At 48.1% G+C, this 25,444-nt stretch carries 26 protein-coding genes; 15 read left to right on the forward strand and 11 right to left on the reverse strand.

Features of this window, described 5'->3' with window-relative positions; genetic code table 11:
- Positions 1 to 184, reverse strand: a 184-nt coding sequence (locus AC5I6P_RS01265) for a hypothetical protein (RefSeq protein WP_495691944.1), incomplete at its 3' end; no start/stop codon positions are given.
- A complete protein-coding gene (locus tag AC5I6P_RS01270; RefSeq protein ID WP_495691945.1) occupies positions 184 to 402 on the reverse strand; it encodes a hypothetical protein in 219 nt (72 codons plus the stop codon). The genes AC5I6P_RS01265 and AC5I6P_RS01270, both read right to left, overlap by 1 nt.
- Before the next feature lie 202 nt (positions 403 to 604).
- Between AC5I6P_RS01270 and AC5I6P_RS01275 the strand changes: the two genes are divergently transcribed.
- Positions 605 to 1,434, forward strand: a protein-coding gene (locus AC5I6P_RS01275; protein ID WP_495691946.1) for an IS5 family transposase whose coding sequence is annotated in 2 segments (ribosomal slippage) — positions 605 to 995 and positions 995 to 1,434 — 831 coding nt in all. Because the reading frame shifts where the segments join, the coding sequence is not laid out codon by codon here.
- 211 nt (positions 1,435 to 1,645) lie between these two features.
- Here AC5I6P_RS01275 and AC5I6P_RS01280 read toward each other — a convergent pair.
- From AC5I6P_RS01280 to AC5I6P_RS01290, 3 genes are all read right to left on the reverse strand, one after another.
- Complete coding sequence (locus AC5I6P_RS01280) at positions 1,646 to 2,461, reverse strand: RICIN domain-containing protein (protein ID WP_495691947.1); 816 nt, start codon at positions 2,459 to 2,461, stop codon at positions 1,646 to 1,648.
- A 454-nt stretch (positions 2,462 to 2,915) separates the two neighbouring features.
- Positions 2,916 to 3,128: a type II toxin-antitoxin system HicB family antitoxin gene (locus AC5I6P_RS01285; RefSeq protein WP_495691948.1), complete on the reverse strand. Its 213-nt coding sequence runs from the start codon at positions 3,126 to 3,128 to the stop codon at positions 2,916 to 2,918.
- Complete coding sequence (locus AC5I6P_RS01290) at positions 3,112 to 3,378, reverse strand: type II toxin-antitoxin system HicA family toxin (RefSeq protein WP_495691949.1); 267 nt, start codon at positions 3,376 to 3,378, stop codon at positions 3,112 to 3,114. Before AC5I6P_RS01290 ends, AC5I6P_RS01285 begins: the two co-directional genes overlap by 17 nt.
- A 705-nt stretch (positions 3,379 to 4,083) precedes the next feature.
- Here AC5I6P_RS01290 and AC5I6P_RS01295 point away from each other — a divergent pair.
- From AC5I6P_RS01295 to AC5I6P_RS01320, 6 genes are all read left to right on the forward strand, one after another.
- The gene (locus AC5I6P_RS01295) at positions 4,084 to 4,491 is read left to right on the forward strand and encodes a hypothetical protein (protein WP_495691950.1); all 408 of its coding nucleotides are present in this window, start codon (positions 4,084 to 4,086) and stop codon (positions 4,489 to 4,491) included.
- A 279-nt stretch (positions 4,492 to 4,770) separates the two neighbouring features.
- Positions 4,771 to 5,955 carry a 1-deoxy-D-xylulose-5-phosphate reductoisomerase gene (gene dxr, locus AC5I6P_RS01300; RefSeq protein WP_495691951.1) on the forward strand — a complete coding sequence of 395 codons (1,185 nt, stop codon included), beginning with the start codon at positions 4,771 to 4,773 and terminating at the stop codon, positions 5,953 to 5,955.
- Positions 5,956 to 6,198: 243 nt separating this feature from the next.
- Positions 6,199 to 6,408 carry a hypothetical protein gene (locus AC5I6P_RS01305; protein ID WP_495691952.1) on the forward strand — a complete coding sequence of 70 codons (210 nt, stop codon included), beginning with the start codon at positions 6,199 to 6,201 and terminating at the stop codon, positions 6,406 to 6,408.
- Positions 6,409 to 6,748: 340 nt separating this feature from the next.
- Complete coding sequence (sds, locus tag AC5I6P_RS01310) at positions 6,749 to 7,726, forward strand: solanesyl diphosphate synthase (RefSeq protein ID WP_495691953.1); 978 nt, start codon at positions 6,749 to 6,751, stop codon at positions 7,724 to 7,726.
- 656 nt (positions 7,727 to 8,382) lie between these two features.
- A complete protein-coding gene (locus AC5I6P_RS01315) occupies positions 8,383 to 9,672 on the forward strand; it encodes a glycosyltransferase family 4 protein (protein ID WP_495691954.1) in 1,290 nt (429 codons plus the stop codon).
- Between the two features lie 293 nt (positions 9,673 to 9,965).
- A complete protein-coding gene (locus AC5I6P_RS01320; protein ID WP_495691955.1) occupies positions 9,966 to 11,057 on the forward strand; it encodes a DNA topoisomerase IB in 1,092 nt (363 codons plus the stop codon).
- A 190-nt stretch (positions 11,058 to 11,247) separates the two neighbouring features.
- On the opposite strand, the gene pdhA is transcribed toward AC5I6P_RS01320, so the two are convergent.
- The gene (pdhA, locus tag AC5I6P_RS01325; RefSeq protein WP_495691956.1) at positions 11,248 to 12,279 is read right to left on the reverse strand and encodes a pyruvate dehydrogenase (acetyl-transferring) E1 component subunit alpha; all 1,032 of its coding nucleotides are present in this window, start codon (positions 12,277 to 12,279) and stop codon (positions 11,248 to 11,250) included.
- Between the two features lie 451 nt (positions 12,280 to 12,730).
- Between pdhA and AC5I6P_RS01330 the strand changes: the two genes are divergently transcribed.
- The 6 genes from AC5I6P_RS01330 (at position 12,731) to AC5I6P_RS01355 (ending at position 20,257) form a co-directional block, all read left to right on the forward strand.
- The gene (locus AC5I6P_RS01330; protein ID WP_495691957.1) at positions 12,731 to 14,911 is read left to right on the forward strand and encodes an IMS domain-containing protein; all 2,181 of its coding nucleotides are present in this window, start codon (positions 12,731 to 12,733) and stop codon (positions 14,909 to 14,911) included.
- A gap of 102 nt (positions 14,912 to 15,013) precedes the next feature.
- Positions 15,014 to 15,970, forward strand: coding sequence for an AEC family transporter (locus tag AC5I6P_RS01335; protein ID WP_495691958.1), 957 nt, complete (start codon positions 15,014 to 15,016; stop codon positions 15,968 to 15,970).
- Between the two features lie 129 nt (positions 15,971 to 16,099).
- Positions 16,100 to 16,867, forward strand: a complete 768-nt coding sequence (locus AC5I6P_RS01340; RefSeq protein ID WP_495691959.1) for a winged helix-turn-helix domain-containing protein — start codon at positions 16,100 to 16,102, stop codon at positions 16,865 to 16,867.
- A gap of 175 nt (positions 16,868 to 17,042) precedes the next feature.
- Positions 17,043 to 18,350 (forward strand): ATP-binding protein, encoded by a 1,308-nt coding sequence (locus tag AC5I6P_RS01345; RefSeq protein WP_495691960.1) that lies wholly within the window; start codon positions 17,043 to 17,045, stop codon positions 18,348 to 18,350.
- A 261-nt stretch (positions 18,351 to 18,611) separates the two neighbouring features.
- A complete protein-coding gene (locus AC5I6P_RS01350; RefSeq protein ID WP_495691961.1) occupies positions 18,612 to 19,412 on the forward strand; it encodes a pseudouridine synthase in 801 nt (266 codons plus the stop codon).
- Positions 19,409 to 20,257: a helix-turn-helix domain-containing protein gene (locus AC5I6P_RS01355; protein ID WP_495691962.1), complete on the forward strand. Its 849-nt coding sequence runs from the start codon at positions 19,409 to 19,411 to the stop codon at positions 20,255 to 20,257. Before AC5I6P_RS01350 ends, AC5I6P_RS01355 begins: the two co-directional genes overlap by 4 nt.
- Before the next feature lie 20 nt (positions 20,258 to 20,277).
- Here the strand turns inward: AC5I6P_RS01355 and AC5I6P_RS01360 are convergent, their stop codons facing one another.
- Entirely contained in the window at positions 20,278 to 20,946 is a 669-nt protein-coding gene (locus tag AC5I6P_RS01360) for an SOS response-associated peptidase (RefSeq protein WP_495691963.1), read from the reverse strand.
- 170 nt (positions 20,947 to 21,116) lie between these two features.
- Positions 21,117 to 21,614: a rhodanese-like domain-containing protein gene (locus AC5I6P_RS01365; protein WP_495691964.1), complete on the reverse strand. Its 498-nt coding sequence runs from the start codon at positions 21,612 to 21,614 to the stop codon at positions 21,117 to 21,119.
- A 274-nt stretch (positions 21,615 to 21,888) separates the two neighbouring features.
- Here AC5I6P_RS01365 and AC5I6P_RS01370 point away from each other — a divergent pair, with 274 nt between their 5' ends.
- Complete coding sequence (locus AC5I6P_RS01370) at positions 21,889 to 22,011, forward strand: hypothetical protein (RefSeq protein WP_495691965.1); 123 nt, start codon at positions 21,889 to 21,891, stop codon at positions 22,009 to 22,011.
- 1 nt (position 22,012) lies between these two features.
- Here the strand turns inward: AC5I6P_RS01370 and AC5I6P_RS01375 are convergent, their stop codons facing one another.
- The gene (locus tag AC5I6P_RS01375) at positions 22,013 to 22,909 is read right to left on the reverse strand and encodes a M23 family metallopeptidase (protein ID WP_495691966.1); all 897 of its coding nucleotides are present in this window, start codon (positions 22,907 to 22,909) and stop codon (positions 22,013 to 22,015) included.
- A 448-nt stretch (positions 22,910 to 23,357) separates the two neighbouring features.
- Here AC5I6P_RS01375 and AC5I6P_RS01380 point away from each other — a divergent pair, with 448 nt between their 5' ends.
- Positions 23,358 to 24,080, forward strand: a complete 723-nt coding sequence (locus tag AC5I6P_RS01380; RefSeq protein WP_495691967.1) for a class I SAM-dependent methyltransferase — start codon at positions 23,358 to 23,360, stop codon at positions 24,078 to 24,080.
- Here the strand turns inward: AC5I6P_RS01380 and AC5I6P_RS01385 are convergent.
- Together AC5I6P_RS01385 and AC5I6P_RS01390 are read right to left on the reverse strand one after the other, a co-directional pair.
- On the reverse strand, positions 24,077 to 24,559 hold the full coding sequence (locus AC5I6P_RS01385; protein WP_495691968.1) for a WbuC family cupin fold metalloprotein: 483 nt from the start codon (positions 24,557 to 24,559) through the stop codon (positions 24,077 to 24,079). The genes AC5I6P_RS01380 and AC5I6P_RS01385 overlap by 4 nt on opposite strands.
- A gap of 10 nt (positions 24,560 to 24,569) precedes the next feature.
- On the reverse strand, positions 24,570 to 25,442 hold the full coding sequence (locus tag AC5I6P_RS01390) for an S-methyl-5'-thioadenosine phosphorylase (protein ID WP_495691969.1): 873 nt from the start codon (positions 25,440 to 25,442) through the stop codon (positions 24,570 to 24,572).
- Between the last annotated feature and the right edge of the window lie 2 nt (positions 25,443 to 25,444).

Here is a 25,444-nt window from a genome sequence, read left to right on the forward strand (position 1 = left end):
GCGAGGGCAGTTCATAACTCAGTCCTACATCATCATTTCTTAGTATGCAACACCACTTTACGACTCCACCCTCACCGAAAACTACGTGATAGGTTGCAGAGGATACGACGGGAGCGGGACGGCGTTTTATTTCCATCGCACCTGGAAGATCAACGGTCACTGAATCACCAGCATTGAAGGGCATCAAACAACCTCCTCGTCAGGGAACAAAGAGGCTGCGTACTGCAACGAAAAACTAACGACATCTGTTTGATCCTGTTCAGTCCAATCATCCTGTTGATCGATAATGGATGAATTTTGCTGGACTAGCTCATTGAGAATCAGCGTTGCTAAACGTAAGCGTTCAGTCGGGGGTAAAGCTCGAATGAGTTGGTCATAAATCTCTTGAGCAGTGGACGGCATCTGAGATTCTCCGAGTCATCATCTCATCAGCCTAACATTTCTCCCACGCGCCCCATTATGCATAACTACACATCTCAAGTAGCCTACCAACACTACCTAAAATGCGATCGCTCCACAGCAACATTAGAGTGCGATCGTTCTATAGACCTCTTGCAAAAGTCATCGATAGGGGAAATAGTGAGGTGATTGAGAGGAGAACCTGATGACCTACGAACAAGTACGAACTTTGAAGCCCGAAGCCTTCAAGCGATTCTGCGGCGTTCAAACCACGACCTTTTCAGAAATGGTGTCCGTTCTGAAGCAAAAGCAACAGGCGAAACGCAAACCTGGTCGTCCTGCCAAACTGAGCTTGGAAGACCAAGTGCTGCTGACGTTGCAATACTGGCGAGAGTACCGCACCTACTTCCACATTGCTCAAGGCTGGAATATCAATGAGTCCACTGCGTTCCGGATCATTCGGCATGTCGAGCAGACCTTGATTCGTTCCGGTCGATTTCGGTTGCCTGGAAAGAAGGCATTGGTGCAATCGGACTGCGTTCTCGAAGTCGTGGTGGTGGACGTGACGGAAAGTCCAGTCGAGCGTCCAAAAAAAACCAACGACGCATGTTCTCCGGTAAGAAAAGGCATCATCCCTTGAAGTCGCAGTTGGTGGTCAACCAAGGCACCGGGGCAATTGTATGCACGGCTCACGGCAAAGGCAGAGTTCATGACTTTCGTCTGTTTAAGATGAGCCAAGTTCGGTTCGTCGCCACGATCCAGCTTTTAGGTGACAAGGGGTATCAGGGAGTTGCGCAACTCCATCCCAATAGTCAGACCCCTACGAAGAAGCCAAAAGGCGCTCACTTATCTCAGGCTCAACGGCAGGCGAATCGAACCCTCGCAACTCAGCGGATTGTTGTTGAGCATGTCAATCGCAGCCTGAAGATTTTTCGGATTCTTGGGGAACGTTACCGCAATCGCAGACGCAGATTTGGCTTACGATTCAACCTGATTGCTGGCATCTATAACTACGAACTCAAGTCAAAGAGTTGACTTTTGCAAGAGGTCTTATCACTAACTTAGAGTGCGATCGCTTTTTAAGCTCTAGAAGTGTGATACTTACACTTATCGCTCTAACATGAGGTTTTGTGAAAACCTGATATAAGCCGCCTAAAAACGCGACACATAATGTTTAAAGGGGCTGTGAGCGTTTGTACTTAGTGTTTATCTTTCACATATTGTGGCGTCTTGATAGACCGCGCATCTATTCAACTTCAACTTGTCTTAAACTCCATGTCTGTGTAGGGCTTCCTTTGCATTGCTCTAAATGTAGCGGAGAGCCATCCTGGCTTTCTCCATTATTTTTTATGGCTAAACAAAGATTACCTGCACTTAAAATTTTTCCGTGCAAATATGTCCATTTTTGAGCAGCTTGTGTGTTGCACTTCCACAGATGTAAAGGATTACCCAGGCGTTTTTCCCCATAATCCTTTGCATCTAAACAAAGATTCCCTGCACTCAGAATGCGACCTTGCTGAAGACCTTGCTGAAGCTGAAATTTCCACCACTGAGGCGGTAGAGGCGGTTGACTACTACAAGACCAAACTTGCAAACTGCCTCCTTCCTTGTCATAGCCGTAATCCTTTGCATCTAAACAAAGACCACCTGCACTCACAAGTTGGTATGTACCTTTTGAAGAAGGTTTAAGCACAGCCTTCCTCTTCGCAGAAGCGTTGAGCGAAGTGGGCAATTGATTGTTTTCTACTATTTCTCGTATTCTCTCAGTATCCAAACTCCGAATAACACCAGAGTCAATTAGAAAAACTAATTGTTTTGCAGCCTCACTTCTATCTTTAGTTTCTAATGCTTTTTGAACTAGATTAAACTCGAACTTTTGTCTCTCCAGTTGAAAGCTTGAGTATCCTTGAAGAGCGGCTCCAAACCCAGTACCAAGCAATCCTGCAAGTGTAAGAATTAATGGGGACGATAGCCACCTACGTTCTTTGCCGGATTCTGCGTCAGTCTTTGCTTTACTTTCCTTTAGATCAAGCTGTGTTTCCTTAGGAGTGGTTCCATCCATCGGCTTCTTCTCGTTTGAGTGATCTTGTGATGGTCAAGCTTCATCGAGCGTATCTCAGCTAGCAAGAAATCATTTCAGACGATACGGATGAAACTGCAACCGTGTCCATGCAGAAGAATGTGTGGTCTAACTAATTATCTAGACTGCTCTGACCCGTTCAAACCCATCTAACGCTCTGAAATGTAACCTTATTACAGAAGATAGTCTGTTAACATGAGCAGATTTGATTTCGTACAAACCGTAATTCAGAATTATATATTTAGACAAGGGAAATCAGGTTAACTCTTCATCAAGTCTTTATTTTCAAGCCTCGTGTAGCAAAGCTATCCGATTGTGAAGTAGCTTTTTCTAGAACCGAACTGCTCTTCTACATAGAAGTATCTAATTGAGCTTGATCACGCTCACACATCTCTATCAGCAAGTCAATCAGTTTCAACTATTCTAAACTAACAACCTACGCAAATAGTAATCGACCTTTGGGTTCTGGGATCGGTCGCCCTAACGCTTGTGCCGTTTCAATCCATTCTCCAATCACAACTTCCGCATTTTGCACGGCGGCTTGATATGTTTCGCCATCTGCCATACAACCCGGCAGTTCTGGAACCTCGACAATAAACGCTTGATCCACATCGCTCCAGTAAATGATGAGTTCATACCGAATCTTCATCTTGACCTCCAAGTTGATAGTTCAAAATCATAGTGCGGACTTGTTTAACTTGATACGCCTTGGCTTTTCCTTGCTTAGGCTGGAGGTTCAAGATTTCCTCAACCCCTTCTTTAGAAAAGATGTGGTGGCTGCCTCGTATGCGTTCCTCAAAACCAAGATTGCACAACAGTTGACAGAGTTGCTCAAAAGGAATGTTGGCATCGGAGTTGCCCAGCAAGATTTTGACCAGTAGCTTGTCTCGCTGACTCACTTTCGTCACTTCCCCCCATCGCTAGTGCTTCAGTCCGGTAAAGCCACTCAACTGCAAAGCAAGCTTCCTTCAGGATCGTATTTTACACAAAAGAGTTTGGTTGAGCTTGATTTGCGATTCTGCTGTGCCACCTTTGAAAGGATCGCCTCAAACCTACACTAGCGATTCAAGCAGATCCTCGATCGCAGCAGCGCTAATGCCAGAAGGAAACAAAGATAGTTCTATTTCCCCTAGCGGCGATACAGAGCTACCAGATTAACGATCGCAGTAGAAAGCTCAGTTCTTGATCGACAGGGTTTTGTTCTTAATGCGATTAGCGCCAAGGCACAACTCCAAAGGAACCGCACCAAGAACAGAGCAACGTACTTTAATAACCTATGTTTATTCGGTAAGAACTAAAGCTTCCATTTATGTTATCGATGGACTAACGTTTGTTCTTCATGTTCGAGTTTTTGTTCTTAATGCTCAAACTTTTGTTCTTAATGCTCAAACTTTTGTTCTTAATGCTCAAACTTTTGTTCTTCATGTTCGAGTTTTTGTTCTTCATGTTCGAGTTTTTGTTCTTCATGTTTGAGCTTTTGTAATTTTTCCAGTACAACTACTGATTCAGTCCACATATCTTTATTCAAACAATACAAAAAATCTGCGAGATTTGCGCCTCCGATTATCACAATGTGCCAGCTAATTTAGAAGTGTCCTGTTATCTTGAAGTCTCTACTATGGCTAGAAAAAAGCGTACTTCTTCTGCACTCAAAAAAAGCTGAGATCCGTATCGCCGGACTGAAAGCAATTAATCCCACAATCGATTTTGGCAACGATCGTAACATCCCGCAGTTGACTCAGCTAATTGATAAAGTCCGCACTCGATTGAACGCCTACAATGATGCGCTTGCCGTAATTGATGCCACCCAGAATGAACTCGACGATCTCGAAAAGCAGTTAAATACCTTAGTCGATAAAATGCTGTTGGGCGTTGCGTTTGAATACGGTCGAGATAGCCATGAATATGAATTGGCCGGCGGAGTCCGCACGAGCGATCGCGTTCGTAAAAGCATGAGAACTCGCATCAAAAGTGCAACCGAAGGTCAACCTAGCGAAATAGTTTTAGCCTAAGCGATCGCGCCTCGCTTCCGAATTCCTTCAATATTTTGCAAAGCGGAGTCAAAAGAATTTTTGATCGTGAAAGGATGTAAATTCACCTAGTTCGACATTAGGTGAACTTATATTGTTTTAGATAAGCCCGTGAACCCCAAAAACGATATATCCAGACTTCTCCGAAAACTAGTTAGCTGGGCGAACGATGTCCTGCCTAAGTAACGCTCTTTCTCTCCCTCTATCCCCTTGTCCCCTCTACCCCGTAAGATACGGTTGGCGTGTCACCACAACCGAACCGTGAAAGCACTTTCCCTTCTTGGCTCAACTGGCTCAATTGGAACCCAAACCCTGGATATTGTGGCTCAGTACCCAGAGCAGTTTCGGATTGTTGGCATGGCCGCCGGGCGAAACGTTGAACTCTTTGCCCAACAGATCCGTCAATTTCGCCCACAAATTGTTGCTATTTGTGACGAAAGTAAAGAGCAAGACCTGAGAGCCGCGATCGCAGACCTGAATCCGCAACCTATCTTATTATCTGGAGACGCGGGAATTGTTGAAGTAGCCCGATACGGTGATGCGGAAGTCGTGGTTACCGGAATTGTCGGATGTGCTGGATTGCTGCCAACGATCGCCGCGATCGAAGCCAAAAAAGATATTGCTCTCGCCAATAAAGAAACCTTAATTGCTGGAGGCCCAGTTGTTTTGCCGCTCATTCAGCAACACGGCGTCAAGTTATTGCCTGCCGATTCCGAGCATTCTGCAATTTTTCAATGCTTACAAGGCGTTCCTCAAGGAGGATTGCGTAAGATTCTCCTCACAGCATCGGGCGGTGCCTTTCGAGATTTACCCGTCGAGAAGCTAGCAGAGGTGACAGTAGCGGACGCATTGAAGCATCCAAACTGGTCGATGGGTCGCAAAATTACCATCGACTCTGCCACCTTGATGAACAAAGGATTAGAAGTAATCGAGGCCCACTATCTGTTTGGTATGGAGTATGACGATATTGAAATCGTGATTCATCCACAAAGCATCATTCATTCGCTTATCGAGTTGCAAGACACCTCTGTATTAGCGCAGCTTGGTTGGGCAGATATGCGGCTTCCGTTACTCTATGCCTTGTCCTACCCAGACCGGATTCATACCGATTGGGAGCGCTTAGATTTGGTCAAAGCTGGAAACCTGACCTTCCGCGAACCCGATCATGCAAAGTACCCCTGTATGCAACTTGCCTACGCTGCTGGTCGTGCTGGCGGATGTATGCCCGCCATTTTGAACGCGGCAAATGAACAAGTCGTTGCTCTATTTTTAGAAGAGAAAATTCGCTTCTTGGATATTCCGAAATTAATTGAACAAGTCTGCGATCGCTATCAATCTCAAAATAAGCTCAATCCAACCCTAGAAGATATATTGGTTGCAGATCAATGGGCGCGACAAGAAGCGATCGCTCTGCATGAAAAGGCAAAAACATTAGTAAATTTATAGTTACAAGTAGTTCGTAGTTAAAGACAGTTTTCCAGGCTTTGATTTTGTTATTTAAAGGAGAATTAATGAGATTTAATTTTTCTTAGAGAAGCGATGAAACGCTAACAAAATTAAGGTTTCCCTTTTCAAAAGCAATTAATTCAGTGCCATACTTTGCGAATTAGTGATTGTAAAGATCATTCTCCGGATAGGTGACTTACGGTTAGAATCCTATTTGATTCGCAGTTCACTCACACACACGGCATGAATCCTCAATTCCACAACTTCGACAGATTTCCGTTCTGGGCATATTTAAACCAACCCTTGTTTGACGCCAATCAACCCTTCATCCTTAATCCCCGTGAGTTTACTCACTGTCACAAGATCCGCCAATTAGAGCACTGCTGGAGGCTCTCAGAACGCCGTCTGCTGGAGCATTGCTGGCGTCAAGATTTGAAGGATAAGAATCCATAACTCATTCGGTCGCATCATACGAACAACTGAAGATGAAGGTTATGGTTTGATCTCTAGAGTAGGGATGTGAGCCTCTGCTCTAGAGATCAAAGCGTCGTATACCAAGCTTATTAATGCCCTTGAGCTTTTGCGCTTCAGGGCTATTTTAGTATCAGTATTCTAAAAATCTTCGCCCCACCTCAACTTTGTGAGAAATTGTCAGCCTGACTGAGGCAGCCATGCTGCTCATTTTTTGCGCCTTTCCAAACTAATTTCCAGCATTTCCTTTGATCTAGCAGTCTAGTACCTTAGAATAAAGTCATAAGCCTTAAAATAACTTAACTATCGCCCCTGAGTCGGCATGTCCATGACTTCAGCAACATCTTTATTTTCTCCAGTCGAGGCAGATCTTTCCCAATTGACGGAGAACCTTAAAAATCTAATTGGTGCCCGTCACGCAATGCTCTACGCTGCTGCAGAGCATCTCTTTGGCGCAAAGGGAAAACGAGTCCGACCCGCGATCGTGCTGCTAGTGGCACGGGCGACGATGCCCAATCAGGACATCACTCCCCGCCATCGACGGTTAGCAGAAATCACTGAGATGATTCATACCGCAAGTCTGGTACATGACGATGTAGTAGATGAGTCGGAAATTCGGCGCGGCATCCCCACGGTGCATACTAGTTTTGGCAATCGAGTTGCTGTCTTGGCGGGCGATTTTTTGTTTGCTCAATCTTCTTGGTATCTTGCAAATCTAGATAATTTAGAAGTTGTCAAGCTGCTGTCGGAAGTCATTATGAACTTGGCAGAAGGTGAGATTCAGCAAGGCTTAAACCGATTTGCAACCGAACTTACAATTGATGCTTATCTTGAAAAGAGTTACTACAAAACAGCATCATTAATTGCTAATAGTTCCAAAGCTGCAGGCATTTTGAGTGATGTTTCAGATGCTCAAGCGCAAAAGCTTTACAATTACGGTCGTCATTTAGGCTTAGCATTTCAGATCGTTGATGACATTTTAGATTTCACGGCATCTACAGAAGGATTAGGTAAACCCGCTGGCTCGGATTTAAAAAGCGGCAATTTAACGGCTCCGGTATTATACGCATTAAAAGAAAAGCCGTATTTGGAAGCATTGATCGAACGAGAATTTGCTCAAGATGGTGATTTGGATCAAGCATTATCGCTAGTCCACGGTAGTCATGGAATTGAGCGATCGCGGGAACTCGCTGCGCACCACGCAAAACTGGCAACAGATTGTCTTTCTGATCTGCCTCCATCCCAGTCTCGCCAAGCCTTAATCAAATTAACTGATTATGTATTGAGTCGGTTGTATTAGCCGATTTAGAATGTAATACTTAGTTTAGACCTTGCTAACGTTTCAGCAGGAGATAGGTGCCAAATCTGTCTCCTAATTTTTTGGTTTCAGATGCGATTAATTGTTAGTTGGCTCTGAATTGCCTTCTTCTATAGAGGGATAGAACCTGGGATAAGCGAAGAAAACTGTCTCTAAAATGACAGTTTTTGCGTTGTTTTGTTACTTCTAAACTTCTACTTAGATTGGTCTTGATGCTCTCAAATTCTACAATCTACTCAAGTATTAGCAACGTGTTACTGTAAGGATAAAGGCATATTGCTCTGCACGCTAAATATCATAAACAGAACATTCTATATTGCGCAGTTATTAGAATTCTAAGGCGTAGAAACGGACACTAGCTGTTTTAGATCCTCAACTAGAATCACAATGTCTTGCACTGTGAATGCTCAACTCCCTATGAAAAGCCATCCACCTTATGACATAGGTAAGCTCAACTTAACTGATAGAAGAATCGGTGTCCTTCTATATCGATTTATTTCCCATGACTGATGAAGAGAAATACTCTTATTTGTATTGTTTAAATCAATAGAATATACCGGATTGAACCAGAGTTTCTGCGGTACATTCGTCCCCATTTTATTAGTGATCCCTTTTAGTGTGTTTTGGTGAATTGATCTATGTTTATTTCAAGTCATAAAAAGCGGCTTGCGTTGATCTCGGTTCACGGTGATCCGGCAATTGAAATTGGTAAAGAAGAAGCAGGCGGACAGAATGTATACGTGCGCCAAGTCGGTGAAGCGCTATCGCGCCAGGGATGGCAGGTTGATATGTTTACCCGGCGTTCTACTCCTGATCAAGCTGGGATTGTGCAACACACACCCGATTGCCGCACGATTCGACTCACCGCTGGACCTCAAAAATTTATTCCTAGAGACGAACTATTCGAGTATTTGCCAGAGTTTGTGCAAGCGTTTCAACAGTTTCAGAGCGATTTAGGAGCACAGTACGAGATCGTTCACACGAATTATTGGTTGTCTTCTTGGGTAGGGCTTCAGTTAAAGAAACTCCAGGGCGCGAAGCAGATTCACACCTATCATTCGCTCGGTGCAGTTAAGTATCAAGCTGTTTCAACGATTCCACTGATTGCCAAAACACGTTTAGCAACCGAGAAAACTTGCTTAGAGACGGCAGAACGGATTGTCGCAACGAGTCCGCAGGAAGAAGACCACATGCGATCGCTTGTCTCAACGAAAGGTGAGGTTGATATTATTCCTTGCGGAACCGATATCCGCCGCTTTGGTTGTGTTTCCCGTGCAGAAGCTCGTCAGCAGTTGGGTCTTGATCAAGACGCCAAAATTGTGTTCTACGTTGGACGGTTTGATCCGCGCAAAGGCATTGAAACGATTGTTCGTGCTGTGGGACGTTTAGAACGGCAAGATAACTTTAAGCTGGTCATCGGTGGTGGTAGTCGTCCGGGTCACAGCGATGGCAGAGAGCGCGATCGCATTGAGAGCATTGTTGCTGACCTTGGTTTGCAAGATGTCACTACTTTTCCTGGGCGCTTAGGGCTAGATAATCTCCACCTCTACTACGCCGCCGCAGATGTCTGCGTTGTGCCCAGCCACTACGAACCGTTTGGATTAGTCGCAATCGAGGCAATGGCAAGCCGGACGCCTGTCGTCGCTAGCGCGGTGGGCGGATTGCAATTCACTGTGATTCCAGAAGTCACAGGGCTGCTTGCACCTCCTAAAGATGATGCTGTCTTTGCAGACGCGATCTCTCGGATTCTGTCTAGTCCTGAATGGCGCGACCAGTTGGGAGAAGCTGGACGAGAGCGAGTTGAGACGATCTTTAGTTGGGATGGTGTAGCATCTCAGTTGAGCAAGCTCTACAAGCGTGTGTTGAAAGAGTCAAGTCAATCAGAAGTCGCGGCGAAAGAGTCTAGCGATTCTGCCGTGAGTGCCTGATGAAACTCTAACCATTCTTTCATCGAAAGATTAGGACTGGCTTGGAATCAGCAGTATGCGGGTGAAGCAGAGCATTCATCCGCTATTTTTTTGCTGACTAGATTGATGCTGCCTCAAAGGCATAACCACCCTGCATGCCTAGCTTCTCGCCGTAGGATTTGACTAGTGTAGTTTAAGTCACTCAAAAGGCAGACCCCACTTGTGAATCAACTTCTGCTTTGCTGTAGAGTCCGCAACAGTTGCTATCCGTTACGCTACCGAATATAGGAGCCTAAGCTCACAATTAGCAAACTATGCAACTCCAGAGCGAACGTTTGATTGACCTAGACTCAATTGATGTAGAAGCGTCTGCAAGCCCCATTGAATCTGCTGAAGCAGTTGGACTGAAGTATGTAACGGACGACATGCCAGGGATTCGACGGCAGAAGTCAGGGAAGAAGTTTATCTATTTTGATGTGAACGGTGATCGCATTCGAGACCAGAAGACGATCGATCGCATCAACTCCTTAGCTATTCCACCTGCCTATAAAAAAGTGTGGATTTGTCCGCTAGAAAATGGGCATCTTCAAGCAACCGGACGCGATGCCAAAGGGCGCAAGCAATACCGATATCATCCCCTGTGGCGTACGGTGCGTGACCAGTCCAAATTCAGCCGAATGATGGCATTTAGCGAAGCGCTGCCCAACATTCGACGCCAGCTAGAGAAGGACTTAGCGCGACCAGGATTGCCCAAGCAAAAGGTATTAGCGGCAGTTCTAAAATTGATGGAGTTGACGCGCATTCGAGTTGGCAACGACGAATATGCGAAAACCAATGACTCTTACGGCCTGACAACGCTCCAAGACGAACACGCTGATATCTCTGGCTCAAAAATCCAATTTACCTTTCGAGGAAAAAGCGGCGTCGATCATGAAATTGAAGTCAAAGACAAACGTCTCGCAAAAATTGTAAAACGCTGTCAAGATCTGCCTGGACAAGAATTATTTCAGTATCTTGACGAAAATGGCAATGTTCAAGATGTCACGTCAACGGATGTGAACGACTATCTCAAAGAAATTGCTGGAGACGATTTCACCGCTAAAGATTTTCGGACTTGGGCCGGAACTGTTCTCGCTGCGACTCATCTCTCAGAAATGGGTCGTTTTACCTCGCAGACCGCCGCCAAAAAAAATATTACGCAAGCGATCAAAGCCGTTGCAGCTCACTTAGGCAATCGACCCGCAACTTGTCGGAAGTATTATGTGCATCCAGCTATTCTAGAAGCTTATTTGGATGAATCGCTGCATGTTGTGACCGAGAAGCATTCCACGCTCGTAGTGGAAGACGGTCACGCCCTCAGAGTTGAAGAGCTAATCGTTGTGGCGCTACTGGGTGAAGTCCCATAAAGCAATAAAACCCCCAGCACGAGTGCCAGGGGATTCATCAGGGTGCATCTACCAATCCACTATTCCCAAATTTCAGGTCGCGATCAGGAAAGTTTAGGCAGAATTTCTAGAACTTCGCGTCAAGGAGGACGCTGGAGAAGAACCTAACCCGATTAGGACAGAGTTACGCTTTGCGCGAATCGCACCTACTTTAATCTTCCGCAAAGATGTACTTGTAAAGCTCACTCGGATCAGGCTCAGGACTGTCGATCGCGAATTGAACCGCATCTTCCACCACAGTTTGAATCTTTTTATCGATATCTTTGAGTTCCTGCTGATCCGCCAAGTTTTGCTCAATCAGGTAGGCAGAAAACTTTTTGATTGGATCGCGAGCCAACCATGCCTCTTTCTCAGCCTTTGATCGCAGTTCATCTGGGTCAGCTAACGAGTGGCCCCGGAAGCGATAGGTCAAACACTCGATCAGCGTTGGACCTTCACCCGCACGGGCACGCGCTACGGCTTCTTCAGCAATACCGCGCACTGCCAAAACATCCATCCCATCGACTTCGTATCCCGGCATCCCAAATACGCTGGCTTTCTTGTAGATTTCGGGTTGCGAGGTCGCGCGATCGTGCGCCATCCCAATCGCCCACTTGTTATTTTCGACCACAAATAGAATAGGCAACTTCCAGAGGGCCGCCATGTTAAGACACTCAAAGAACTGACCGTTGTTGGTGGTGCCGTCGCCAAAGAAAGCCGCCGTGACCTGATCTGCACTCGTATCACCCATCGCTTCCCGGCGATACTTCGTTTGAAATGCGGCTCCAGTCGCGACTGGAATGCCTTCTGCAATAAAAGCAAATCCTCCTAGCAAGCGGTGCTTCTCAGAGAACAGGTGCATCGATCCACCCCGGCCTTTGCTACACCCGGTCGCTTTACCAAACAGTTCTGCCATCACTTCTCGCGCAGGCACGCCGCAGCTAAGCGCATGGACGTGATCTCGGTAAGTACTGCATACGTAATCGTCTCCCTGACGCATCGCTCTAATGACGCCTGACGAGACTGCCTCTTGACCGTTGTATAGGTGAACAAACCCGAACATTTTGCCCCGATAGTACATTTCGGCGCACTTGTCTTCAAAAGAGCGCCCCAGTACCATGTCCTCGTAGAGCATTAGCCCCTCTTCCCGCGTCACTTGGGCAGGGGCAGTTTGAAATGTGGGAAACGCTCTTTCCTGAACCATAAAAGTAACAACCTCGCTGCAATACCCAATTAGGGACAGAATGTAACAGGGCTAACGACAAAAAGCGTCAGCACTCATAATTTAATCTAAAATACCTTTCTGGTGGGTCAAAGATCAAACAGTCGGCGGAGGATGATAGCGGTAACCGCAGACAAATGCCTAAAGCTTCATCTTCTATTAAGGTTAAGATCTGCTCTCTATTAATATTGGTTTTTAGAACAATTTTGGTTTCTAGAACACTCGTTCCTCGAACACTCTGCATGTTAGACAACTTTAGAGTGAGACCGCTATCATCTGATATTGCCTGAACATTCTATCTATCCTTAAGACTGATGAACAGATGACTACGCTTTATTTAGGGTAAAATACCGTTTCTGCTGAGACGGGGTATGATGGCTCTCATTCGCTCGTCACGTCCGCTAATCACTTTTGACTGTTGGGGAAGTTAACCGTGCGTATACCGCTCGATTATTATCGGATTCTGGGTCTGCCAAATCAGGCAACGTCTGAGCAGTTGCGGCAGGCTCATCGCGATCGCACTCTCCAACTTCCGCGACGAGAGTACTCTGAAGCGGCAATTGCTACTCGCAAAAGTCTGCTAGATCAGGCATATGCTGTTTTGTCTAATCCTGAGCAGCGACAGGACTATGATGAGAGTTTTCTCGCGTCAACTTATGAGCTTGAGTCCAACCCACCGGAAGGGCTGGCGGACGATGCCTTAGACGTTAATACTCCGACGATCGAAATTGACGATCGCCAGTTAATCGGGGCGCTCCTTGTGCTGCAAGAACTCGGCGAGTACGAATTGGTTCTGCGATTGGGGCGTCCTTATCTCAGTAGTGGCACAACCAATCTGCGCGATGGGCGCTTTGGCGATCCAAAACTAGTGCTACCCGATATTGTGCTAACAGTTGCGTTGTCCTGCCTAGAATTGGGCCGCGAACAATGGCATCAAGGGCAGTACGAAAATGCCGCAGAAGCGCTAGAAACAGGGCAAGAGTTACTCTTACGGGAAGGGTTATTTGCCAGCGTTCGTCATGAGATTGGCTCGGATTTATATAAGCTGCGCCCCTATCGCATTTTGGAACTGTTAGCCCTGCCGATTGAACACAACAACGATCGGCAGCAAGGCATCCGGCTGCTGAAGGACATGCTACACGAACGGGGCGGCATCGACGGCGCCGGAAACGACCAGTCCGGTTTAAGCATTGATGATTTTCTGCGGTTTATTCAACAGCTACGAGGCTACTTGACGGCGGAAGAACAGCAGACTCTGTTTGAAGAAGAATCCCGTCGCCCCTCTGCTGTAGCAACTTATCTGGCAGTCTATGCCCTCCTTGGTCGCGGATTTGCCCAGCAGCAGCCCGCCCTGATCCGCCGAGCGAAGGCAATGCTAGCGCGATTAGGAAGCCGTCAAGATGTCCACTTAGAGCAAGCGGTTTGCGCCTTGCTATTAGGACAAACTGAAGAAGCGAGTCGAGTTTTAGAACTCAGTCAAGAATACGAGCAAATTGCGTTTATTCGTGAAAATTCTCAAGGCTCTCCTGACCTGCTGCCCGGACTGTGTTTGTATGCAGAACGGTGGCTGCAAGATGAAGTTTTTCCGCACTTTCGTGACCTCGCCAAGCAGCAAGCCTTGCTGAAAAGCTACTTTTCAGACGAGCAGGTGCAAGCCTATCTTGAAGAACTGCCCACTGAAGCAGAAAGCCGACACGACTGGTCGCTCACTCAGAGTTGGAACCGTCGCCAGGAGGAAGCCACTCAGGACTCTAAAATTGCGACTCGTAATGGCCGCTCAACTGGGGCCGTGTCGGTTGAGCAATTCGGTTCTCGGGCGGCAACGGCAACCCTAACCTCGGCTGCAGGGTCTACTGTAGTTACCTTGTCGCCTGCTGAGCGCTTTGCCAATCGGTCGTCAGAAGGCAGTTTGCAAGAAGTAAAATCTCCAGTCGGGCGCAATCCCTCGGTTCGACGATCGCCGGGAGGAGATGCTTCGGAGTCTGGTAAAGCCAATCGTAGTGGCGTTCAAGCAGACGCGGTTCCTTCCCGTCGAGGCGAGGGCTCGACGGGAAGGAACCGTCTGCCAATTTTGCTGCTAGGAGTGGCGGCGGCAGGCTTGCTGGGATTTATTTTGATTAAATCTGTCCGATCGCTAATCGGGAGTAGCACGAGTCCTGCAAGTGAGCCACTGTTAGTACAACTCGATCAGCCAGTTGTTCCCTTGCCGGAGGCATCTGAAGCGGCCTCAATTTCGGGGGAGATGAACCAAGCAACCGCGCAAGCTGTTCTTGATGCTTGGTATAGCGCTAAGCAAGCGGCAATGGGACAAACGCACTCCCCTGAAAAGCTAGCTCAAATTTTAGCTGAGCCGAAGCTAACCGAGTGGCAGCGTAACTCGGAAGAGGCGAAACGAGATAACTTAGCCATTCAGTATGAACACTCGCTCAAAATCGATAGCGTAGATGTGAGCCAAACCGATCCGAACCAAGCGATCGTGAGCGCAACGGTCACCGAAATCAGAAAGTACTTCCAAGGCTCGCAACCATCTGACACACAGACCGATCGCGACATGCAAGTGCAATACACGATGGTGCGTCAAGATAATCAGTGGCGGATCAAAGACTGGGAATAGCGATTGAGAGAACGTGCTGCGCTCCCCATCTGCACAATGCTTTGAGACAGGAGGGCTTGATTTCGCTAAGATTATTTGACAGTGTCGCCCGGTGCAGTGGGCATGATTGAAGTTCTTTTGCATGCTTATACTCCTTTGATCCTGTGGACAGGATTGGGAGCGATCGCGCTTCGGTTTTTGCCTCAAACGTTTCCTCGCTTGCTGGGTCGGAGTCTCTATTGGGTCGGTGTGCCCTGGCAGCTTTTTGGGTTGGCGCGGCATACGCATTTTGATCCAACCCTCAGTTTGGCTCCGGTGGTGACGATCGCAACCCTCGGCGTGGGCATTGTTTTAGCCTGGCTTACTCTACGAGGCTTGATTGCTCTAAAACAGAGCAGATCAAACGTGTGGATGCCTCCCATCCCGCCCCTAGATAGCCCTCACCAAGGAACCTTTGTGATTGCCTCTATGCTGGGTAATACTGGGTTTATAGGGCTAGGCATTATTCCAACTTTGCTACAAGCAGGAGATATGAGTTGGGCGGTGCTGTTTAGCGTCACGCAAAACCTGGTGGGAACCTATGGTGTTGGAGTTTTGCTGGCTAGTTACTATGGGAGATCTGAGCAGCCAAATCATTGGTGGATGCTGCTACGGGACATGGTGACGGTGCCGACGCTATGGGCATTTGCAGCGGGTTATTTGACGCAATCGGTCGAGTTCGCGCCGTGGGGGAGCGCGATCGCAGACTCGGCGTTGCTGTTTGTAATTCCCACTTCATTTGTTTTGATGGGAATGCGTCTGGGTCAACTCCAAGGGTTGAATAGCTTAAAAGTTGCTGCCATTCCTGTCTTTCTCAAAGTGTTGGTTCTACCTGCCTTGGTCGGCATTGGCACAACGCTCCTAGGACTGTCAGGAGATACTAGACTTTCGTTAATCTTAATGGCAGGGACGCCCAGTGCTTTTGCAAGCTTAATCTTGGCAGAAGAATACAATCTCGATCGTGACCTTGCAGCGAGTTGTATTGCCCTCAGTACGGTTAGCATGTTGCTGACTATTCCACTGTGGCTGCTAATTTTCTAACCCAATCCTCATCTAAATAGCACTGTATTAAAAGAGAATGTATCGATTCGCACTCAAATTCTAAACAATGGTAGAATCGGCCCGACACAGCTATTTCGGTATCTGCACAGTTGTCTTGAAGCGTTAGTTATGCCACCCACCTTGATTGCAGAAGCGACGACCGCTCAGTTTAAGTCCACCCTTGGACACATTTTAGTGGTCGAAGACGAAGATTTGATTCGAGAAACCATTGCCCTCGCGCTGACAGAAGAAGGGTACGATGTAACCGCTGCATCCAATGGTCGCCAAGCATTAGATTTGCTGCAAGCCTCGCTAGGAAAGCCGTCTAGCGCTGCTCCCAGAGTTGTCATTGATCTCATCATTCTCGACTTGATGTTGCCGTATGTAAATGGCTTGGATCTCTGTCGCCTGATGCGGCGCGAAGGAAATAGCATTCCGATTTTGATTCTGAGTGCCAAAGGTAGCGAAACCGATCGCGTTGTAGGCTTAGAAGTCGGGGCAGATGACTATCTCACGAAGCCCTTTGGAATGCGAGAACTCGTTGCTCGCTGTCGGGCCTTGCTGCGTCGGCATCAGCAGTTTCAGACTGCACCCAAGTCCTTGACTCTACAGTATCAAGGCATCACGCTCTATCCTGAAGAATGCCGTGTCACTGTCCGGGGCGATCTCGTCAGCTTCTCTCCAAAAGAATTTAAGCTGCTGGAACTGTTCATGACGCATCCCAAACGGGTTTGGTCACGAGATCAGCTTCTAGAACGAATTTGGGGACCTGACTTTATTGGAGAAAGTAAAACCGTTGACGTTCATATCCGTTGGCTACGAGAAAAACTAGAGCGCGATCCGAGTAATCCTGAATATTTAGTCACGGTCCGGGGGTTCGGCTACCGATTTGGCTAAGTTCTTGGTCACTGATTCAGATGATTTACAGTTTTCTAGCGCTTTATACTCTGCCGCTCCCCAGGGTCAGAATAATCCGCTAGGGTTGTAAATGGTGGCTGTAATCACTACTATGGCTAGTGCAAGCTAGTTTGGATGCACTGGCGACGCGCCCCTTTTTCTCTAGAATCATGTTGTGAGCTTTTTGTGGTTTCTGCTTGGACTGGCGATCGGTGGTGCTGCATTGCTGATCTATCGAATGCGGTTGAGTTCTCGGCTAAAGCAGCTAACTCATGCTCTCAGTACGGATCAGGCAGGGGTAGGAATTTCGCTGACCTCACAACTGACCCTTGCGATCGCGCATCACCAGGAGATCAATCACGATCTAGAGCACGTGATCGAAACGTGGAAACAAATTGTCAACGCGGCACCGATTGGCTACATTCAAGTCGATGAAGAAAATCAACTGATTTGGTGCAATCCTCAAGCGTGTCAGCTGCTGGGCATTCAGTTTGGAGTTCAACATTCTCCACGACTGCTGCTGGAATTGGTGCGATCGTACGAACTCGATTCGCTGATCGAAAAAACTCGGAATTCCCAGCAACCCCGGCAGCGCGAGTGGCTATTCTACCCAGCAGCCGTCGATACCGAAAATGTGACTGATCCTCGAACAACCCCGATTCGAGGATCAGCAATTCCTCTGTCTGATGGGGCGGTTGGTGTGTTTTTAGAAAACCGACAAGAAGCCTTTACGTTGACTCAACAGCGCGATCGCTGGGCATCAGATGTCGCTCACGAACTGAAAACGCCGCTGACCTCCATTCGTTTAGTGGCAGAAACGCTGCAATCTCGGCTAGAGCTACCCCTACGCGATTGGGTTGATCGGCTGCTAAATGAAACAGTCCGGCTCAGCATGCTCGTGCAAGAGTTGTTGGATCTAGGTCAGCTAGAGATGAATCCAACTCAGCAACTTCGCCTGAAAAAAGTAAATGTAACCTCACTGATCTATGCGGCATGGAGTAGCCTTGAACCTTTAGCGACTGAAAAACAACTACACTTAGAGCATACAGGTCTAGAGTCAGCTATCGTGACCGCCGACGAGGCGCGACTGCACCGTGTGTTTCTCAACCTTTTTGATAACGGCATCAAGTACAGTCCGAATCAGCAGCCGATTCACGTTCATCTTCAAAAGGACGACACCGGCGAGAACGTGTGGTTGAAAATTGATGTCATCGATCACGGACAAGGGTTTCCTAGGCAAGCGTTGTCTCACGTGTTTGATCGCTTCTATCGGGCTGATCCCTCCCGATCGCGGCTGGATCGATCGCGTGATTCTACCGCGACTTCGCTCCAGCCGAGTAGTGGTAGTGGGTTGGGACTGGCGATCGTTCGGCAGATCGTTGAAGCCCACCACGGCACTGTTTACGCTAGAAACCACCCTGAGACGGGAGGGGCTTGGCTGCAAATTGTTCTTCCTTTAAGTTATTCTTCGTTATTAAACTGACATAGAAGATTTGAATTTGAAATCAAACTAGTTTTTGTTGCTCCACCGAAGCATCTCCCTGTACGCTAGACAGCACGCCCCCCCTGCAATCCGTGAACTTTTAGCGCATCTACGCGGGCAGTTTACGCTATTTAACGGAATCCATCATCGTGTAATATTTATACATATTAGTATTTATACAGGTGCTACTTCCGTAATTTGAATGTATGTAAGTGATTGATAGAGATCCAGCAGTTTCACAGGTTCCGCCATCGAGTTTGTATGCAAGAACGGGTGCAAAAGCTTCTTTCCCAATGGGGTATCGCCTCCCGCCGACAAGCGGAAGAGATGATTGTGGCGGGGCGAGTCCGGCTGAATGGTGCGATCGCAGAGCTTGGACAAAAAGCCGATCCGACTCACGATCTCGTTGAAGTGGATGGCAAGCGGGTACAGGTTGAGGCGCGTCCGGCTCGACTGTATCTGCTGCTCAACAAGCCGGTTGGCGTAGTATCGACCTGCACTGATCCGCAAAATCGCCCCACCGTATTAGATTTGCTGCCTCCCGAACTTCGGTATCACCAGGGTCTTCATCCAGTCGGTCGTTTAGATGTAGAATCGACCGGAGCCTTGCTCCTAACAAACGATGGCGAACTGACGAACTATTTGACCCATCCTCGCCATCACGTTGCTAAAACCTACGAAGTTTGGGTAGAAGGGTTTCCCTCAGAGTTGGTCTTGCGGCAATGGCGAGAGGGAGTTATGTTAGACACCCGGCAGACATTGCCTGCTACAGTCAAGGTGATTCGTCGTTCAGAGTCTCAAACCCTGCTGCACGTTGTGCTTCGAGAAGGCAGGAACCGACAAATTCGCCGGATTGCAGAGCAGCTAGGGCATCCCGTTCGACGCCTGCATCGAAGTGCGATCGGCTCTATCAGTTTGCGGCAGGGTGACACTTTTCTTGCTCCCGGAACGTACCGTTTTTTGAAACCCTCTGAAATTTCTTCTTTAAAGTCCCCCTTAAAATCTCATAGTGGTCCACAAGTCGTCATGTTGTCAGCACAGGTGAAGGAGCGTAGCGTATGAAGAGGCAAATTTCCCAGCACAATCGGGAGCAGTCCGAACGGCTGACCGAGCTAGGAATGCGTCTTCGCGATCTGCGCCAGCAGAAAGACATTCCTTTGGAAGAGATTGCTGGCAAAACTCGAATTCAGCCCCGACTGTTACGCGCGATCGAGCAAGGCAAGCTAGAGGAACTGCCAGAAGCGGTTTATATTCATAGCTTCTTGCGTCAGTACGCCAATGCGCTCGGGCTAAATGGTGTTCAGTTCGCCAGCGAGTTTCCGACGATTTCAGGATTACCCGCCTTTCGTTCTACACGATCATGGCGGAGCCTGCCGGGAGCGCAACTGCGCCCGATGCACTTATATTTGCTCTACATGGTGTTGATTGTTGCTGCCGTAAATGGGCTGTCGCTCTTGGTGAATCGCTCTGCTCAATCTCCAGTCGCAACGGCAGATCTGCAAACGCTTCGACCGATTCCATCGGTCACGTTGGGCCCGGTCAGCCCGGCACAATTAAGTGTTAGTAAGGCGGGTACGAAGAATCAGCCGAAAGGCGCTCAAAAGTCAGTGCGTTTGGGTGTCACCTTGACGGAGCAATCGTGGGTGCGAGTCGTGGCTGACGGCAAAACCGAGTTTGAAGGTGTCCTCTTGGAGGGGAGCCAGAAAACGTGGACGGCAGATAAACAACTCGTCATCCGAGCTGGAAACGCCGGTGGAGTTTTGGTTGCGTTTAACGACGGGCAGGCAAATGTTATGGGGCAGTCCGGCGCAATCGCAGAAAAGGCATTTCCGCCAGATGCCCAGTTTGCCAATTTGCCTGGCAATGTGCCCTATGTAGAGCCAGCGATCGCACCATCCTCGCCTTAGGGTTTGTACGCGAGGCGGTTTTAGGCGACCTGTTGAATGCAGTCTGGAGCATCGTGAGTAGGGCTATTGACAGCGCGATCGACCGGATAAATCTTCAGGTTGCCTGAGTATGGATCGAGCAACGATCGTAACTCATCGGTTTGCGTCACGCGGGGATCGAGCCAGCGATCGTACTCATCTGGATCGAGAATCACGGGCATTCGATGATGGATTGTTGCTGAGCTTTGATTGGCATCGGTTGTAATGATCGTGCAGGTTTCGAGCAGCGCGCCGCCTGCCGCACCTCGCTGCTCGCACAATCCAGCAAAAGCAAATGGTCTATGGCTTTCTAATTGAAAATAAAACGGCTGCTTCTGACCTGATTGCGTTTTCCACTCGTAGAAACCATCCGCTAAGATTAGGCAGCGTCGCCGCCGAAAGGCATCGCGAAAGGCAGGTTTCTCAGCGATCGTTTCCGCTCGGGCGTTGATTAGTTTTGACCCGATAGATTCGTCTTTGGCCCAAGACGGGATCAAGCCCCAGCGCAATGTTTTGAACGTCCGGTCCTGCTGTTCTAGGGTTTGAACGATCGCGGGGATCGTTTGCGTCGGGGCAATGTTGTAGCGAGGCTGCCACTCTGGAACTGCACTAAGTTGAAAGGTTTCTGCAATACTTTCAGCAGACTGGGCTAGAGAAAATCGACCGCACATATTGATTCGCGTAATGAGTAATTTAGGTAATTTGCAACCCTAAAATCTGATAAAAAGCTTGGCAGTCCGCTTTAGAACTGCCAAGCTTTATTGAATTCTTCTCGTTCACAATCTATACAAGTTGGACGATCGCTTCAACACCAATTCGTTGGCATTACTCCTTCACGCCTTTACTCCTTCACGCCTTTAAAGTCAGCCTCTTGAGTTTTAGCGTGGAAGGCAACGTTTTCTGCAACGTTGTAAGACTGGGGAGGAGCATCAGTTCGGGAGTCGGAAATGCCTTCGGTTGGCCCTGCGATCTCTTTCCATGCTTGTAGTCCGCCTTTAAGTTCTGCCACACTGTTGAAGCCCGCCTGACGCAATTGAGCGGCTGCTTCAGACGTCTCTGCGTCATTTGCGCCGTACACATAAAGATCACGCTCGGCCTCAAAGTTATTCTTTGCCAAGTCCACAAGTTCGTCCATTGGAAATTCCATCGCGCCCAAAATATGGCTGTCATTGTAAGCGTCGCGAGGACGAACATCTAAAATCGTGAGTGCGGGCTCACCCCACTCTAAGCGGGACTTTAAATCATGTACTGAAGATTCTTTTTTAAGATCGGGAGGCGTCGGAGTGAGGTTAGGCAGCGCGTCCTTAGCTTTTTGGATCAGATCTTGTGGATTTTCCATAAAAATAAATTCCCAGTAAAGATAACTTAAGACTCACAGTTCACACTCAAGCTGCAAACTACGAGCAACATTCGATGAATCTCCTAAACCGGTTTTTCACCTATTGAAACTTTAATGGGGACTGGAGATATGACAATCTTTCTAAGGTAGGAGGGCAGGGATCATCTAAAGATATAAATATTCAGGAATGATTCATTCGTACTGAAAATTTCTGAAGAGCGGTAAATTTGGGTTGACAGCGGATGTATAGAACGGATGAAGAAGACATAAACAGATGGATCTGTTGTCCGTCCGCTTCATTGACTATCGTGCATCCGCTGCCAGTATTTTTCTCGGGCATTTTCTAGGGGATGTGAAGCGGTTACAGGCGAAACCGCTCCCCAGTACTGAGCAGTAGCTTATTCCACGCTTTGAGTTCTCCACGGTGAGGGATCGATGGATTGACCCTGAACGTACAATCCCCAGTGGAGGTGAGGCCCTGTCGCTGCGCCAGTGCCACCCAAGGCACCAATCGTTTGTCCGGCTCGAACGAGATCCCCTTCTTTAACGTTGATTTTGCTCATGTGCAGGAATATGCTTTCAACTCCTTGCCCATGATCGATTCCAACGCAGTTCCCGTGAATTTTGAAACCTTCCGATTCTCGACCGATCAACATCACCCGTCCTGCCGCTGGGGCAACGATCGCAGAGCCATAGTTGCCCGCATAATCCACGCCTCGATGGTAATAATCTTTGGCAAAAACACCATTGTAGTAGCGCCGCAAGCCATATCCAGTCGTTACTTCCCCAACGTTAGGACGGGCAAACTTGCCGTTCCAAAACTTCTGCGGACTGACGATCGCTTTGAAGGCATCGACGCGATCGAACTCTAAGTCTGTGCCATCTCCATCTTTGCCGGGGGGAAGCCAAATTCGCTGAGTTGGAAATGAGCGATTCCGTAGCTTCACGTTTAGCGTTTGAACGCCGCTACCTGCATTCACTTTAAGAGCAAGGGTTCCCGGACGATCTAACGGGGTAGTTGGCAAGAGGGCACGATACCGATTGTTGCCAATATCAAACGTTGGATAGGTTTTTGCGCCCATTGTGACTGTCGGAGCCGCGCCTTGAGCTTGCACAATGACCGAAATCGTATCTCCTAGCTGAGGACTACTGGGACTAACTTGCGCCTGCATTGCTCGTGAAGGAGTTGCAAATACGACAAGCGCGATCGCAACGCATCCTGCAATCACAACGTTGAGAACAACCGACGATTTGAAGAACGAGAAAATGGATCTGACCTGGTGAGGAACAGGCATGGATTACAAGAACTCCTGATTGAATGCAATTCGATAAACAGTCTACAAGCAATCTAGGAGAGGGAAAAACTCTTGCAGAGAGTCTAATGAGCGATTCCTTGAGCTTGGCAGAGCGAAGCGCTAGTGGAGTTGCGATCGCACAATTCTTCTGAATTTCTTCTGAGACAAAATCAGTTCATCCGCGCGGCCGGAATAGTAGTTAGGATTGCTCGGTTGTACTTTGATATACAAATGCTCGTAGTTAGTTCACATCAGATGCAGCTTGATGTACAAGCGTGCGAACTACGATCACACCAGTTGCAGCTTGATGTACAAGCGATCGCAGTTAGTTCACACAGGTTGCAACGAAGTACGAGAGGCGACGCGGCCAGAAGCAAGTAATTCGATAGCGTGAAGGTTCTCGTGAGTCTGTCTTGTAAAGTAAAGGCGTTGTGGTTAGAGAACTGTGATGGTGCGGAACCTTTTATTGGTGCTGATTATAGGGTTGTGTTGGTTGGGGCTTCCGAGTGTTGTTTATGCTGATGCTCCAGTTTATGAACAACGTACCCGACACAATCCAGATGGAATCGGCAAGATTTATATGGGGCGCGAGATCGCTCATGTGATGGGTTATGAAGGAGCGGGATGGTTAGAGCGATCGGGGCGAGATGCTGAAGAACAACCGCAAAAAGTGATCGCCGCCTTGAGTCTGAAGCCGAGCGATGTTGTCGCCGATATTGGTGCTGGAACCGGGTACTTTAGCTTCCGAATTGCATCCGCCCTGCCTCAAGGTAAAGTCTACGCCGTGGATGTTCAGCCCGAAATGATTGAGATTCTGAATGCGCTCAAAGCAGAGAAACAGATTTCCAATGTTGAACCGATCTTAAGCAGTCTGACCAGTCCGAATCTGCCAGAAAATAGCGTTGACGTGGCATTGATGGTGGATGTCTATCATGAGTTGGAGTATCCACGAGAAATGATGAGCGCGATCGCGCAATCGGTCAAACCCAGCGGACGGATTGTACTGGTCGAATATCGTGGCGAAAATCCATTTGTGATGATCAAACCGTTGCACAAAATGACCCAGAAACAGGCGAAGAAAGAACTGCGATCGCTGGGACTAACTCACCTAGAAACGATCAATAGTTTGCCTCAACAACACGTGATGATCTTCCAAAAAAGCGCTGCTTAGGCGAAAGTCTCCCACGTTTTCACCCAGTGTTGCGCTTCAACTGTGCCTTCCGTTGGAAATTGCTCCAAGAATTCTTTATCGGAGGCGCGATCGTAAGGCCCTTCTTTAATCTCTAGCATCACCGTATCGGGTTCTAACGCAATTAGCGTGTGATAGATTCCTTCGGCTAACTCAATGCCGCGAGTTTCGCCATTGGCTGTAATTCGCTCCGTTTGCAGCACCTCACCTTGTTCGTTTAGAATCAGCAGCGCGATCGCCCCTTGTAGCACCAAAAAAAACTCGAAGCCATTCACATCGGGTACACGTCGATGGCGGTGAGGACGCACATAAGTTCCGGGTTGTAGAACGTTGAGAAAACGCTGAACCCGCTCGTCTAATTCGTGAAAGTTGTAGTTTTGGCGCTGACGAGAACTCATGCGAGACTGAGATGCGATCGTAGCAAGCAGGTCTTGGGTGAGGCGTTTAATCGGTAATTCCACAGGTCATCGATTAAAGATACTTTTCTAGTAGTAAGTTCAGCTTTTCTTTAGCGGCGTCAGGAATTTTATCCAACCGCGTGAGGATCGCATACTTCAACGCCGAGTGCGCCTCGGACGGAGGCGGATTCTGGGTCAACCGTCGCACCGTCTCTTGAATCACTTTTTGAGCATTGGTCGCATTGCGCTGAAGATTGCCAATCACCATCTCAACCGTGACACTATCGTGATCGGGATGCCAACAGTCGTAATCTGTGACTAACGCTAGTGTTGCGTAGGCAATTTCAGCTTCACGAGCCAGTTTGGCTTCGGGTAAATTGGTCATGCCGATCACCGTCGCGCCCCAACTCCGATGCAAATTTGATTCTGCTTTGGTCGAGAAGGCGGGACCTTCCATACAGACGTACGCTCCACCGCGATGCAGCGTCACATCGGTTAGATTGAGACTTGCGATCGCGTCCCCCAGCACGTTCGCTAGATTGAGACAGACCGGATCGCCAAAGGCGACGTGCGCCACAACTCCCTCTCCAAAGAACGTAGAGATGCGGTTTTTGGTGCGATCGATAAACTGATCGGGGAGTACCATGTCAAGCGGCTTCGCTTCTTCTTTTAGCGATCCCACTGCCGACGCTGAAATCAAGTATTGGACGCCCAAACTCTTCATCGCATAGATGTTTGCCCGAAACGGAAGCTCAGACGGCAACAAATGGTGATTTCGTCCATGTCGCGCTAGAAATGCAACTCGCGTTTCGTCCAATGTCCCTAAAATCAGAGCATCCGACGGATCACCAAACGGTGTTTTAACACGCAGTTCCTCTACGTCTTTCAAGGCATCCATTGTGTAGAGACCGCTACCGCCAATGATGCCGATTTTTGCTTGTGACATAA

Source organism: Myxacorys sp., assembly GCF_059501405.1.